Genomic DNA, 13,626 nt, shown 5'->3' with positions numbered 1-13,626 from the left:
ATAGTATTAGAAATTACAGATGCACCCAAAAGAAAGATTCGAGAGCTCTATGTCAGTAGGAAATAAGCAGCAAACCCAAAATCCCAATGGCTTGGATATGTCAGCCTATTGGATGCCATTCACTCCCAACCGCTACTTTCATCAACATCCCAAGATCATGCAGTCTGCTAAAGGAGCTTACTACTTCGATGATCATGGTCGTAAGCTGTTTGATGGTCTTTCTGGGCTTTGGTGCTCACCATTGGGGCATGGTGATCCACGTATTGGTGCAGCCATCAACGCGCAATTTCAAAAGATGGACTATTGCCCAGCATTTCAGATGGCAAGTGAGGCAACTTTTAGTTTAGCTAGTCGGATTGCCAAAATGGCGCCAAAAGGTTTGGATAAAGTTTTTTTTACCAACTCCGGATCAGAGGCGGTTGATACTGCCTTAAAAATTGCAATAGGCTATCACCGTGTCATGGGTAACGCCTCCCGCATTCGATTGATTGGGCGAGATCGTGCTTATCACGGTGTTGGTATTGCAGGAATATCGGTTGGTGGTATGGTGGCCAATCGCAAAATGTTTGCAAGCATGATGATCCCAGGAGTGGATCATTTGCCCCATACACTCAATCTCTCAGAGATGGCTTTCTCACGCGGTCAGCCTAAGTGGGGTGCTCATTTAGCCGAAGAGTTGGAAAAGATCGTGGCACTTCAAGATGCTAATACGATTGCTGCAGTCATTCTTGAGCCTGTTCAAGGATCAACGGGCGTGATTGTTCCTCCAGAAGGTTATCTCCAAAAGATTCGAGAAATATGTACCAAGCATGGCATCCTGCTGATTTTTGATGAAGTGATTACAGGCTTTGGGCGCTTGGGCGCCAACTTTGGGGCTGATCGCTTTGGCGTTACACCAGACATGATTACCTTTGCAAAAGGAATTACCAATGGCGTGCTTCCAATGGGCGGTGTGATCGTGCGTGGCGATATCTACGACAACATCATTTCTCATGGTGGACAAGAACAGGCGATTGAATTCTTTCATGGTTATACCTATTCCGGTCATCCGATACCGGCTGCTGCAGGTCATGCAGTACTCGATATCTTCGAGTCTGATGACTTAGTGAATCGCGCTCGTGCTCTAGAGCCTGTTTTGGAAAATGGATTGCACGCCTTAAAAGGTAAGTCAGGCATTTTAGATATTCGCAACTTTGGTTTATCGGGTGCGGTGGATTTAGACCCTGTGCCTGGCAAACCGGGCCTTCGCGCGATGAAAGTATTGGAAGCCTGTATTGAAAGAGGTGCGCTAGTTCGAGTGGCAGGGGATGTAATCGCAGTCGGCCCTCCATTTATCTCAAGTCCACAAGAAGTTGAGTTTTTATGTAACGTGCTAGGTGACGCTATTGATGTCGCAATGCAGATTCAATAAGCGGATAAAGTGACTACTTATTCAATAAGTTATAAATCACCGGGATTGCAACGGCGCTAATCACGCCATTCAATCCCATGGCCAAGCTGGCATAGGTACCCGCTTCAGGGTGAATGCTAAATGCACGTGAAGTACCTATTCCATGGGCGCCAACGCCAATAGCAAAGCCTCTTTGCCACCATGCTTTCATGCCCAAGGCATTCAGTACGAAAGGCGCCAGAATAGCGCCCAGGATCCCAGTACTAACGGCAAAAATAGCAGTCAGCGTCGGCGACACACCAATTCGTTCGGCAATACCCATGGCAATTGGGGCAGTGACGGACTTTGGATACATTGCTCCCGTAATGCTGGAGTCAGCCCCAAGTAGTGTGGCGATGCCAACCGCGCTAATAATAGAAACAAGACCGCCGACCACTAAAGAAAACGCCAGCGGAATAGATCTACCCTTAAGGCTATGTAGTCCTCTATAAATGGGGATAGCGAGTGATACCGTTGCCGATCCGAGTAAGAAGTGGATAAATTGTGCGCCTTCAAAGTAGCTTGAATAAGGCATCTCAATAAATTGAATCGTGCATGCAACGATCAGAATGGCGATGGCAACAGGATTGGCTAGAGGGTTTTGCTTGCTGGATTTATAAATAGATAAACCTATTTGATAAGCCGCTAAGGTGATGAATAGCGCAAATAGGGGGCTGCCGGATAGGTAGACCCAAATCTCCACAATGGAATGTTTCTCATTCATGGGCCGCTCTTTTACTCAGTAAGCGTGCGACTAAGGCGCTGCTTGCAATCGTTAAGACCACGCTTCCAATCAAGGCGGCAATAATAGCTAATGCATTGGCTTTTAATTGTGGCAAGAAGAGCACTACCCCCACCGCAGCTGGCACAAAGAGCAGGCCAAGATATTGACTAAATCCATCGGCCACCATAGCCAGCTCTGCATTTACCCCTTTGCGGATAACTAGCCATAGAACCAAGAGCACTAAGCCAATGACTGGGCCTGGGAGGTTGGGGAGTAAAAATTTGGAGACTAATTCTCCAAGACTTTGAAAGAGCAGGATTTGTACGAAGCCAAAAATCATGATTTGATCTTACTGCCCCTCATTTATGTTGCAAAGCAATAATTCAATTGTTCGTTAAGATAATCACATCATAAGCAGGGGCTTTATATCAAAAGCCTTTATTACAAGAAAACCAACAGGAGACCATTCATGGCCAATTTAAACGTCAATGGCAAGAAGTACAAGGTAGATGTAGATCCAGATACCCCTCTTTTGTGGGTCATTCGCGAACAAATTGGTTTAACCGGCACGAAATACGGTTGTGGTATCGGTACCTGTGGTGCCTGTACTGTGATTTTTGAGGGTCAGGCGATACGCAGCTGCTCTTTACCGGTCTCCGCTGCTGAAGGAAAAAAAATTGAAACGATTGAGAGCTTAGAGAAGAGCGGTCAACTCTCTAAAGTTCAAAAAGCTTGGATTGAAAAACAGGTACCCCAGTGTGGCTATTGCCAATCTGGCATGGTGATGGCAACCACAGCATTGTTACGAAACAATCCAAAGCCAACAGATGCACAAATAGATGCCGCTGTTACTAATATCTGTCGTTGCGGTACTTTCCAACAAGTACGTGAAGCGATCCATGCAGTAAGTAAGGCATAAGGGGAAAGACATGACAACAACTACAAACACTTCTCGCCGTCATTTTGTGATTGGCTCTAGCGCAATTGCTGCTGGCTTAGCTATCGGTTTCGATTTACCAATGATGTCCAGTGCAAATGCTGCTATGGGAACTGGCATAACTGCCATGGATCCATTAACAAACCCAGAGATTGGTATCTGGGTGGTGGTGAAACCCAATGATGACGTCATTGTCAGAATCGTGCGCTCAGAAATGGGTCAAGGAACTATTACTGGCTTAGCGCAAATGGTGGCTGAAGAGCTGCAGTGTAATTGGAATAAAGTTTCATATGAATATCCTTCACCATCAGAAAATTTAAAACGCAATAAAGCATGGGGAAGCTATTCCACCGGTGGTAGCCGTGGCATTCGTACTTCTGAGCAATATGTTCGTAAAGGGGGTGCTGCAGCCCGCATGATGTTGGTACAGGCAGCTGCAAATCAATGGAATGTTCCGGTCGCTGAATGTATTGCTAAAGATAGCGTCATTACTCATACCCCTTCTGGACGCAAGACTACGTTTGGCAAGGTATCTGTAGCAGCCTCACAACTTGAAGTACCTAAAGACGTTCCATTGAAGGATCCAAAAGACTGGCAGTTAATTGGCAAGTCAGTGAACCGTATCGATGGTATGGCAGACAAAGTAACTGGCAAGCAAGTTTATGCCATTGACTTGAAATTCCCTGGCATGCTCAATGCAACCATTAAAGAGTCTCCAGTATTCGGTGGCAAAGTCAAAAGCTTTGATGCTGCTAAAGCACAATCCATGAAGGGCGTCAAGAAAGTAGTCCAAGTAGGAGATACCGCTGTAGCGGTGATTGCGGATACTTTCTGGCAAGCTAAAACTGCCTTAGATCAAGTCAATATTGTTTGGGATAGCGGCAGTAACGTGAATGTTTCTAGTGAAACAATCAAGAAAATGCTAGAGGATGGTCTGAATGCTAACGATACCTTTGTTCATAATACGAACGGTGATGTCAAGGCTGCCCTCGCAAGTGCATCCAAAACTGTTGAGGCAACCTACTTTTATCCTTACTTAAATCATGCAACCTTAGAGCCGCAAACAGCTACTGCTAAGTGGACACCTGATAGTTGTGAAGCCTGGGTGCCAACTCAGGATGGAGAAGCTTCATTGGCAGCAGTGATTGCGGCTTCGGGATTACCTGCAGAAAAATGTAATGCTTATAAGGTCAATCTCGGCGGTGGCTTTGGTCGACGTGGTGCGTTTCAGGATTACACAACGCAAGCAGTCAATATCGCCAAGCAAATGCCTGGAACTCACGTCAAATTAATCTGGACTCGCGAAGAGGATATGACTCAGGGTCGCTATCACCCTGTGATGATGTGCAAAATGACTGCTGCGATTGACGACAAGAAAAATGTTACTGGCATCAATATGCGTTTATCAGGCCAGTCTATTTTGTCTGCAGTGCGTCCTGCAGTAGTCGCTGCTAATAAAGGTAAGGACCCTGTAGTATTTCAGGGACTTGAGGCATCCGGTGAGCATGGAATTACTTATAGCTTTCCTAATCTGACAGTGGATCACGCAATGCGCAATACGCATGTGCCGCCAGGCTTTTGGCGCGGTGTAAACGTGAACCAAAATGCGATATTTATCGAAACGTTTATGGATGAGCTTGCCGAAACAACTGGTATGGATTCTGTAGAGTTCCGTCGCAAGCATATGGAAAAGTACCCACGTGCTATTGCTGTCTTAAATGCAGTAGCAGACGGTATTGGCTGGACTAAACCTGCTGCACCTGGAGTCTTCCGTGGCGTTGCTCAAATGCGCTCCTTTGGCAGTTACGTAGCGGCAGCATGTGAACTTTCAGTCACCAATGGTACTGATGTGGAAATTCATCGGATTGTGGCTGCTACCGATCCTGGTTATGCTGTGAATCCTGCACAAATTGCACGTCAGGTTTCTGGATCATTCCTCTATGGACTTTCAGCTCTTTTCGAAGAAGAGATCACGATTGATAAAGGCGCGGTAGTACAAAAAAACTTTGATACCTTTAACTCTATTCGTCTTTACCAAATGCCTAAAGTCGAAACCATCATCATTCAAGGTGGTGGCAAGGACTGGGGTGGGGTAGGTGAGCCAACTATTGCAGTTGCCGCACCTGCGGTACTCAATGCTATTTACAGAGCTACTGGTAAGCGTTTGCGTACTGTGCCTTTGAAAAATAGCGGCATGAAGTTGGTCTAAGCGAAGTTGTGAAACAGCTGCGATGAGAAAGGGGTTTGCGCTAGCATTCATCTTGCTAGTCAACCTCATTCTCGCTTCAGCGCATGCCCAAGTAGTAGTTGGCGACTCTATTGCGGAGTCTCTATCTGGAATGCCTGGAGACCCAGTCCGTGGTCGTGCCATTGTCGCTAGCCGTCAAACTGGGCTTTGTTTACTTTGTCACAGCGGCCCGTTTCCGGAGGAGCGTTTTCAGGGTAATTTAGCGCCCGAGTTGAGTATGAGTGTTAAACGTCTGAGTGCTGGGCAATTGCGCGCTCGTATTGTGGATTCCAGCCGATTTAATCTTGACACCATCATGCCCACTTATTACAAAGCAGTTAATTTGAAGCGAGTTGGCTCGAAGTGGATTGGTCAACCCATCTTAAATGAGCAGGAGATTGAAGATGTTGTTGCATTTCTGGGAACCCTTAATAGTCAACCTTAGATTATGAAAGTCATCATGCATTCACCTACTATCCAGAGTCGACGTTTGTGGTTGACGCGACTAAAAAATATAAGCGTTTTACTTGCTGCTACCTGGTTTAGTCCGCTAACAGTATTTGCTAAAAAAGAAGATGCTGATAAAGCCATCCAAGCAATTACGGGCGGAGCGAAAATAACTCAGGGTCGAGTGACTCTAGTAATTCCTCCTTTAGTGGAAAACGGTAATTTGGTAGTGTTGAAGGTCAGCGTTCGGAGCCCAATGACGGCAAATGATTACGTGAAAGCCATTCATGTGATTGCCGAAGGCAACCCATTACCCAATATATTTACTGCATACTTATCACCGCGCTCAGGCACCGCCAACATTACCACTCGAGTCCGTTTGGCTGACAGTCAACGTGTTTGGGCAATTGCACAAATGAATAATGGCAGTTTTTGGCAAGGATCTGCAGAAACTTTGGTCACGCTTGCTGCTTGTACGGAGGTGGTATGAGTAAAACTTCCCGCACGGTCATCACCATGCCCGCCCAGGCAAAAAAGGGCTCGATTGTTGAAATACGAGCAATTGCACAGCATGACATGGAGTCAGGTTTTCGCTATACCGAAGGTGGAAAAATTATTCCTCGCGATATTATTCGCACCTTCACATGCACTTATAACCAAGTCGAAGTATTTAAGGCTGATTTTTATCCCGGCATTGGCGCAAATCCTTTAATCATTTTTACTACCGTTGCTACAGAAACGGGCGTATTGGAATTTAAATGGTCTGGAGATGATGGATATGAAGCTAGCAATCAGGCGCGCATAACGGTTACGTGAAAAAGCTACTCCCTTTTTATTTTTTCAGTTGTTTATGTCTGCTATTGATTGCTTGTCAATCAGTTGAGGTCAGTGCTGCATCTGGCTCTAGCAAGAAACAATCTAGCTATGAGTTAATGACAGCTGAAAATAAGGCAATGCAAGATGATCCCACCTTGAATCCTGCTATGTTTTGGGTAGGGGATGGCGAGGCCTTATGGAATGCTAAGCCCAGTACAAATAAATCGAGTTGCGCAGGCTGTCATCAGGACGCTAAAAAAACGATGCGTGGAGTAGCGGCCCATTTTCCCAAAGTAGTGAATCGAAAATTGCAAACTTTGGAAGGGCAAATTAACCAATGCCGTGAAGGTAGACAAGACCTACCCAAATTAGCTTATGAAAGCAAAGATCTTTTGGCCCTCACTGCATTTATCGCAATTCAGTCAAAAGGCATGCCAATTGCCGTCAAAGAAACTAGCGCTAATCGCGAGGCATTAAAAACAGGGCGTCAGTGGTTTTACGAAAGAATGGGTCAGCTCAATTTATCTTGTGCACAATGCCATGAAGAAAGGGCTGGTCTTAAGCTTGGCGGAAGTCTGATTCCACAAGGACACCCTAATGCCTATCCTATTTATAGACTGGAATGGCAAACATTGGGCTCTGTACAGCGCCGTCTGCGTAATTGCATGAGCGGAGTGCGAGCCGAACAATTCGAATATGGCTCTCCAGAAATGGCGCAACTGGAATTATTTCTGATGTGGCGTGCTCGAGGTATGCCCCTGGAAGCACCAGGGGTGAGGCCTTAAACTTTCCTGCTAGTGGAACTTAGTCCGAGAAAACTACTGAGGTTGCACCATTAATCAATACGCGATCATGCAGGTAGTAGCGTAATGCTCTGGATAGTACGGTGCGCTCTAAATCCCGTCCTTTGCGTACTAAATCCTCAGGCGTATCACCGTGGGTAACGCGAGTGACGTCCTGTTCGATGATCGGCCCTTCATCTAAATCGCTCGTAACAAAGTGGGCAGTTGCACCGATCAATTTAATTCCACGTGCATGTGCTTGGTGATAAGGCTTAGCACCTTTAAAGCTTGGCAAGAAAGAGTGATGTACGTTGATACAGCGTCCGGATAATTGAGTGGATAAATCATCAGACAAAATTTGCATATAACGAGCCAAGATCACCATATCTACTTTTGATTGGGCAACGATCTCAAGTAATTTAGCCTCTTGTGCTGGTTTTGTTTCAGGTGTAACTGGGAGGTGATAAAACGGAATATCGGCAAAATCAATGCTGGAGTAAACCTCGCGCGGATGATTAGACACAATTCCACAAATGATCATCGGCAGTTCGCCAATACGCCAGCGATAGAGTAGATCTACTAGGCAATGATCTAGCTTGGAGGCCATGATGAGAACGCGCTTGAGGTCTTTGACTGCCCGCAGATCCCAAGTCAGTTCAAATTGCTTAGCAATATCTAAAAAACCGTTTTTTAGAGTCTGTGTATCACTTGGACAACTAAAGCTTACTCTCATAAAAAAACGTTTAGAAGCCTTGTCATCAAACTGTTGGGCTTCTTCAATGTCGCCGCCAGCATTAAAAATATAGGTGGAAACCGCAGCAACAATGCCAGGCTTATTAGGGCAGGTAAGGGTAAGGTAATAGTTTTCTGTAGCCATGACTTCTATATTCAAAAATTGCTTTAAAGTCTAATTTTAGACCGATCGGTCAAATTGAGAGGAATATGACCCTGCTTATTGCGTAGAGCTTGTACGGGTCCGATCTGCTGGGCCAGGATAGGGTTCGCTTTTGTCTTTAATGCTTGGCACCGAAACCTCAACGCAAATTGCTTTCCCGCCAACCAGATTAAATAAACTGCAATCCATTTTGGTGGCCGCTGAGGTTGCATGCTCCAAGGGAGATTTGCCTGTGGTAACCGTAGAGGCAAGGCTTGCTGCCGTTGCAGGATTGGCAACAGCAGCCGTGGTAGCAGCTGTACCTGCTGTACTAGCGGTAGCAGTACCTGCGCCACTTAAGGCGACTATTGGTGCTGCACACCCACTGAGCAACATGGTGAAAAGAAAGACGCCCCCTAACTTGAGGGCAGTATTCCAGAATAACTTGGGATTACTTAGTTCGACACGCAACGTTAAATACTCCCGCAGCCCATGAACCATTTTCAATTGGCTCGAAAGCGCTATCAGGCGTTTTTACTGCTTCAAAGACATAAGGTTTAGGAGTTACAGTTGGCGCAACCTTAATATCTTTACCATCTCTGCTAGGATACATCTTCACTTCAAGCGGTCGGTACTGCGCAGTACTGCAATCATATTCATTCAGACCCACAACAGAATTTACAAATTCACCAGTTAGTGGATCTTTACCCGTTTTCTTAAAGCTCAGCATTGACATCATTTGTGCTTTATTGCCATCTAATTTTAGAGTGGCTACATCAACTAAAACTACCGTTTGTTCATTTTGACCAATTTCTTGCCAGGCTGCTAATGCATTTCCGGCTGAAGCAAGGGTGAGTGTGGCAGTTGCAAGGGTGGTGAAGTATTTTTTAATCATGCTGATTTCCTATGATGGCGTATAGACGGTTGAGATCATTCTAAAGCCAAGTGCTCAAAACGCATTATTTGATATGGAGCTCAAGTTGGCGAGTCACATTAGCAGGCTTCATCTGAAGTGGCAGGTATTCATTTTTTGCCCAAAGTGGGTTCATATTGCGGTAAAGCTTGCTTTGAACCCAGCCAGATTGGCCAGTTTGATAAATAAAGACCGATTGCTCTAGGTCCGATAAATCATAGATCGTACGAAGACTGGCGGCCTGCAATGTTTCATAAGGATTACTGGATCTTAGTAACTGCAATCTACCCACATTAACGGAGAAGCTATCACCTGCAAAAGGTGTTTTGAGGTTAAAGAATGATCCCAAAAATGGCACTTTGGTTAAAGGGCGGTGTTCAGAGAGGGCGGTATGGGCTACACCCCACGACCATTTGCCAGGGTCTTTGCCATACTCATTACTCAGATAATCCAGCGCTTTATCAAATGCTATATTGGAAGCATCTTGGCAAGTTTCTATGGAGGCTGTCTTAGGATCGTCACACCAGGGGCTATTGGGATTTTGTAGTTGAATGATTAAGGGCAATCTAAAGTGGCGTGCGCCATAATTTTCTGTAAACAAATAGCTCAATCTGGAGAAAAGACTCCGCGTCAGCTGGTCAGCCCATGCATTAAAAATGAGAGCGGTAGCGCTATCTGCTTTCATATCCCCATTAAAGCCTTGACTGATTTGGAGGGCTTGTGATCCTAGTGGATGGCTCGGTGAGCTGGATTTAAATAAATCGAGCAGAGGCGTGGCTCCCAAAGAGAGTGTATCTGCCTGCATGATTTTCATGGACTCTAGGTTGTGACTCTTTTTAGATTTGATCAGATCAACGATGCGGTCATAGCGAGTCGGTAGATCCCAATCACCAGTGAGTGGATTTGGCTCATTGCTGGCAACAATTTTTTGATTTGCCGTCGCAAGCCAGCCTTGCTCTGGATTGGTGCTAGTAGGTAAGTGATCGTATGGCACGTAGCCAGTCCAGTCATATTGCTTTTCCCAGCCAATCGACGGAGCAACACCATAAAGACCTTGATTGATTACTCTTTTAGGCGCAACACCAGCAGCCTGATAGGCAATATTTCCCTCGACATCAGCCATGACAACGTTTTGCATAGGCGCATAATTTTTGCGCAGTGACTGTTTAAATGTTTCTAAGTTGTTAGCTTGATTTAGAGCCAGTAAACCAGCAACAGATTGATTCTCAATATCGAGTGCGGTCCAACGAAGTGCTAATGCATAGCGATCAGTATCAATCGTGCGTTTGGCTTTTGCATAGACATCTGAAATGACAGGCCCATGGCGCGTTTCTTTAACAAGAAAGGTGAGGGGAGATGATCCTTTGATATCAATGATTTCTTGGCGAACCTTGAATGGGAGGGGTCCGTCAGGGCCGCGATACATGGCAGGATTTTTAGAGTCAATTTGCTCTATGTAGAGATCTTGGACATCAGGTCCTGTGTTGGTGAAGGTCCAGGCATATTGATCCGTTCTACCTAAGACAACTCCAGGAATACCAGGAAGGGTTCCACCAATCACATTCATCCCGGGTGCATCAAGATGGGCAAAGTACCATATTGCAGGAGCAGAAAGGCCCAGGTGCGGGTCATTCGCCAACAAGGGTTTGCCGCTAGAAGTCAACTTGCCACTCAGCGCCCAATTGTTAGAGCCAATTCCATCTTTACCGCCCGGAAGATCATGCATTGCCAGTTCAGTAGCGGGAAGATCTTTGGATTTTCCTTCAGCTGGACCTATTTTGGGATTAAAGACTTTGAGATCTCGATAGAGTTTTGCAAAATCCAGATTGCTTAAAGTTTCATTTTGATTATGTAGCGGTACAACTTCCCATACTTGCTTGGTACTTAGGAATTGAGACAACTCAAGACGCTGCAATTCTTTTTGCCAGTTGCCACCCAGATCGTATGCCATCATCAACATCCAGGCAACGCTATCAGTAGGCGACCAATGGCCAGGGCGTGACCCTGTTAAAAAGTATTCGATGGGTAATGCCCAGCCTAAATGTGCATTACCGGTATTCACACCATCTGCATAGGATTGCAATAAGTGCTTGGTTGCTGCAGGGTAACGATCATATTGACGTTCGGCTGCGCGCTTAATACCCAGGGTGCGGATAAAGCGATCTATCGGTACCGTATCTTTGCCTAGAATTTCTGAAAGGCGACCGCTGCCAATGCGACGATTCATTTCCAGTTGCCACGAACGTTCTGTGGCGTGTAAATAACCTAAAGCAAAAAGCGCATCAGCTGGGCTATTGGCTTTAATGTGAGGTATGTCACTTTCATCAAAGCGAATCTCAACCGAATCCCCCAGATTTTTAATTTGACGCTTTCCTGAAATCGCAGTCTGGGCGGAGAGCAAATACGTAATGACAGCAAGCAAAATTAGTACAAAAGCTGTAGCGATGAGCCATAAAAGTGGCCGCAGGAGCTTAAGCAGTCTACTTGTATTGGCGGGTGATTTCATGGGCCTAGTTTAGTGGTTTTAGGCCTAGCAGGGCTTCGCGGGGCCTAGTGCCCTTGCATGCTAAAATTGCATTTGTCTTGATTTATATAGCGCGGCAGTTCCTGCTAGTGCGAGCCCGAGTGGTGAAATCGGTAGACACAGCAGATTTAAAATCTGCCGACTCAAAAAAGTCGTGCCGGTTCGATTCCGGCCTCGGGCACCAATCGAATATCTTTAGGCTTTTAACGCAGAGATGAAGATCCTACGGGTCTTTCTACTTCAAAAATATCGCCGCTGCGTAAGTAGAACGATTTTCCATGCATACGCGCTACCAATCCCAGCTTTTCGACTAAGACATAGCCATTCTCAGCATCATAGAATTGATCATCGATATGGTAGTGAATCACATTGCCAATCACAATATTGCGGTCGTGCCCAATATCCATGATGTCGACAATTTTGCATTCCATATTGATTGGGGATTCTGCAATGCGTGGGGGCTTAACCTGAATGGATGGGGCCGCAGTTAGTCCAGAGTATTGCAGCTCATCCTCTCCCGCTGGCAGAGGGCTTGCGCAAAGACTCATTTTTTCAACGATATCTTCCGAAACCATATTGACTACAAACTCTTTAGTGAGTTGCATATTGCGCACGGTATCTTTAGGAACACCAGGACTTTTAGAGTCAATTCCGAGTACCACAATGGCAGGTGTGCTGGCCATGATATTAAAAAAGCTAAACGGTGCAGCGTTGACTCGACCTTCTAAATCTTGAGTAGTGACTAAGGCAATTGGACGAGGCAGAATGCTGCTCATTAGCAGCTTATAGCGTTGTTTCTTATCTGCAGCGTTCAGGTCAAGATTCATAATTAGTCTAGGGTGATGCCGGCTTTATTGATCACGACTTTCCAGTCTTGAATCTCCGTCTGTATTTGCTTGTTCATTTGTGCTGGGGTGGTGTGAACAGTAGTCCATCCTTGTTCAAGGAGTTTGGCTTTCACATCAGGCATAGCGATAATTTTGCCAAGCTCCAAATTGATCTTATTAATGATGGCCGGAGGTGTTCCACTAGGCGCCAAGATGCCGTACCAAGAGCTGACTTTAAAGCCAGGTACGCCTTGGTCTTTAATTGGCTTGATTCCAGGTAATGCTTCAAGAGATTTATCTCCGGTTACCGCAATCGCTCTGAGCTTTCCAGATTTGATGTATTGAATAGCCGCAGGAACTGTAGAAAAACTCATTTCAATATCGCCCGCAAGTAATGCCGTTGTCACTGGCGCACCTCCACGATAGGGAACATGCACTATATCGACCCCAGTTTGTTGATTAAAGACTTCCAGGGAGAGGTGACCCGTTGTAGCGATGCCAGAGGAGCCTGAATGAAGCTTGCCGGGATTAGCCTTGGCATAAGCAATTAATTCAGGGATATTTTTGATGGGCACTTGGTTATTTACAACCAAAACATTTTCGACGTTGACCAAGATATCCACCCCAGCAAAATCTTTCTCTGGGTCGTAACTTACTTTTTTCATGATGCTAGGGAGTACTTCAACGGGCCCTACAGAACCCAGAAGAAGGGTGTAGCCGTCTTTCTCAGCCCGGGCAACCTCACCGGCCGCAATCACACCACCACCACCGGCCTTGTTTTCAACAATGATGGTTTGTTTCCAGGCCTCGCCTAATTTTTGAGCCAAGAGCCGCGCCAAAATATCTGTGGCACCCCCTGGAGCAAATGGACTAATAATTTTGACTGTCTTATTGGGATAAGTTGCCGCCGCATCTTGTGCCTGGCTAAGTGGGCTCAGACCCATTAAAGCCATTAGAAAAAGTGAGCGTAGTAATTTGCTAGAAGATTGTTTCATTTTTTGTCTCATTACCCGTTTTAATTGATGTTATCGCTGCAGTTTATCTGTAATTCTTTGAATCAGCATAGAGCGCCATTTTTGACCTCCGAGCCCCATTGGGATAATGAATCCATCTAAAATTCCTTATC

15 protein-coding genes and 1 tRNA gene are annotated in these 13,626 nt (G+C 45.7%); 8 read left to right on the top strand and 8 right to left on the bottom strand.

From position 1 onward, the window contains the following. Positions 1–49: 49 nt before the first annotated feature. Positions 50–1,411: an aspartate aminotransferase family protein gene (locus ICN41_RS00630; RefSeq protein ID WP_216290888.1), complete on the top strand. Its 1,362-nt coding sequence runs from the start codon at positions 50–52 to the stop codon at positions 1,409–1,411. Positions 1,412–1,424: 13 nt separating this feature from the next. Here ICN41_RS00630 and ICN41_RS00625 read toward each other — a convergent pair whose 3' ends face one another. After that, on the bottom strand, positions 1,425–2,153 hold the full coding sequence (locus tag ICN41_RS00625; RefSeq protein WP_216290887.1) for an LrgB family protein: 729 nt from the start codon (positions 2,151–2,153) through the stop codon (positions 1,425–1,427). After that, positions 2,146–2,493, bottom strand: coding sequence for a CidA/LrgA family protein (locus tag ICN41_RS00620; protein WP_216862253.1), 348 nt, complete (start codon positions 2,491–2,493; stop codon positions 2,146–2,148). Before ICN41_RS00620 ends, ICN41_RS00625 begins: the two co-directional genes overlap by 8 nt. 129 nt (positions 2,494–2,622) lie before the next feature. Between ICN41_RS00620 and ICN41_RS00615 the strand changes: the two genes are divergently transcribed. Genes ICN41_RS00615 through soxA form a run of 6 tightly spaced genes read left to right on the top strand, consistent with a single transcriptional unit; the run spans position 2,623 to position 7,365 of the window. Further along, entirely contained in the window at positions 2,623–3,072 is a 450-nt protein-coding gene (locus ICN41_RS00615) for a (2Fe-2S)-binding protein (protein WP_216290886.1), read from the top strand. Between the two features lie 10 nt (positions 3,073–3,082). Continuing rightward, the gene (locus ICN41_RS00610) at positions 3,083–5,299 is read left to right on the top strand and encodes a xanthine dehydrogenase family protein molybdopterin-binding subunit (RefSeq protein WP_216290885.1); all 2,217 of its coding nucleotides are present in this window, start codon (positions 3,083–3,085) and stop codon (positions 5,297–5,299) included. A gap of 22 nt (positions 5,300–5,321) precedes the next feature. Next, a complete protein-coding gene (gene soxX / locus ICN41_RS00605; RefSeq protein WP_216290884.1) occupies positions 5,322–5,762 on the top strand; it encodes a sulfur oxidation c-type cytochrome SoxX in 441 nt (146 codons plus the stop codon). Positions 5,763–5,777: 15 nt separating this feature from the next. Continuing rightward, positions 5,778–6,254 (top strand): SoxY-related AACIE arm protein, encoded by a 477-nt coding sequence (locus ICN41_RS00600; protein ID WP_216290883.1) that lies wholly within the window; start codon positions 5,778–5,780, stop codon positions 6,252–6,254. Beyond that, entirely contained in the window at positions 6,251–6,580 is a 330-nt protein-coding gene (locus ICN41_RS00595; protein ID WP_216290882.1) for a thiosulfate oxidation carrier complex protein SoxZ, read from the top strand. Before ICN41_RS00600 ends, ICN41_RS00595 begins: the two co-directional genes overlap by 4 nt. Further along, a complete protein-coding gene (soxA, locus tag ICN41_RS00590) occupies positions 6,577–7,365 on the top strand; it encodes a sulfur oxidation c-type cytochrome SoxA (protein WP_370629066.1) in 789 nt (262 codons plus the stop codon). Before ICN41_RS00595 ends, soxA begins: the two co-directional genes overlap by 4 nt. A gap of 19 nt (positions 7,366–7,384) precedes the next feature. On the opposite strand, the gene purU is transcribed toward soxA, so the two are convergent. The 4 genes from purU to ICN41_RS00570 form a co-directional block, all read right to left on the bottom strand. Beyond that, positions 7,385–8,239: a formyltetrahydrofolate deformylase gene (purU, locus tag ICN41_RS00585; protein WP_216290881.1), complete on the bottom strand. Its 855-nt coding sequence runs from the start codon at positions 8,237–8,239 to the stop codon at positions 7,385–7,387. 75 nt (positions 8,240–8,314) lie between these two features. After that, the gene (locus tag ICN41_RS00580; protein WP_216290880.1) at positions 8,315–8,707 is read right to left on the bottom strand and encodes a hypothetical protein; all 393 of its coding nucleotides are present in this window, start codon (positions 8,705–8,707) and stop codon (positions 8,315–8,317) included. Further along, a complete protein-coding gene (locus ICN41_RS00575; RefSeq protein ID WP_216290879.1) occupies positions 8,688–9,131 on the bottom strand; it encodes a surface-adhesin E family protein in 444 nt (147 codons plus the stop codon). Before ICN41_RS00575 ends, ICN41_RS00580 begins: the two co-directional genes overlap by 20 nt. A 64-nt stretch (positions 9,132–9,195) precedes the next feature. After that, positions 9,196–11,655 carry a penicillin acylase family protein gene (locus tag ICN41_RS00570; RefSeq protein WP_216290878.1) on the bottom strand — a complete coding sequence of 820 codons (2,460 nt, stop codon included), beginning with the start codon at positions 11,653–11,655 and terminating at the stop codon, positions 9,196–9,198. Positions 11,656–11,768: 113 nt separating this feature from the next. Here ICN41_RS00570 and ICN41_RS00565 point away from each other — a divergent pair. Continuing rightward, positions 11,769–11,857: transfer RNA gene (locus ICN41_RS00565), tRNA-Leu, on the top strand. Positions 11,858–11,876: 19 nt separating this feature from the next. Here ICN41_RS00565 and ICN41_RS00560 read toward each other — a convergent pair. Together ICN41_RS00560 and ICN41_RS00555 are read right to left on the bottom strand one after the other, a co-directional pair. Then, positions 11,877–12,500: a flavin reductase family protein gene (locus ICN41_RS00560; protein WP_216290877.1), complete on the bottom strand. Its 624-nt coding sequence runs from the start codon at positions 12,498–12,500 to the stop codon at positions 11,877–11,879. Between the two features lie 2 nt (positions 12,501–12,502). After that, positions 12,503–13,495 (bottom strand): tripartite tricarboxylate transporter substrate binding protein, encoded by a 993-nt coding sequence (locus ICN41_RS00555; protein ID WP_216290876.1) that lies wholly within the window; start codon positions 13,493–13,495, stop codon positions 12,503–12,505. Positions 13,496–13,626: the final 131 nt, after the last annotated feature.

Source organism: Polynucleobacter sp. 15G-AUS-farblos (genome assembly GCF_018882445.1).
GTDB lineage: Bacteria > Pseudomonadota > Gammaproteobacteria > Burkholderiales > Burkholderiaceae > Polynucleobacter.
Note: the sequence above shows the minus strand (reverse complement) of the source record. Positions and strands in the feature narration are given on the sequence as shown.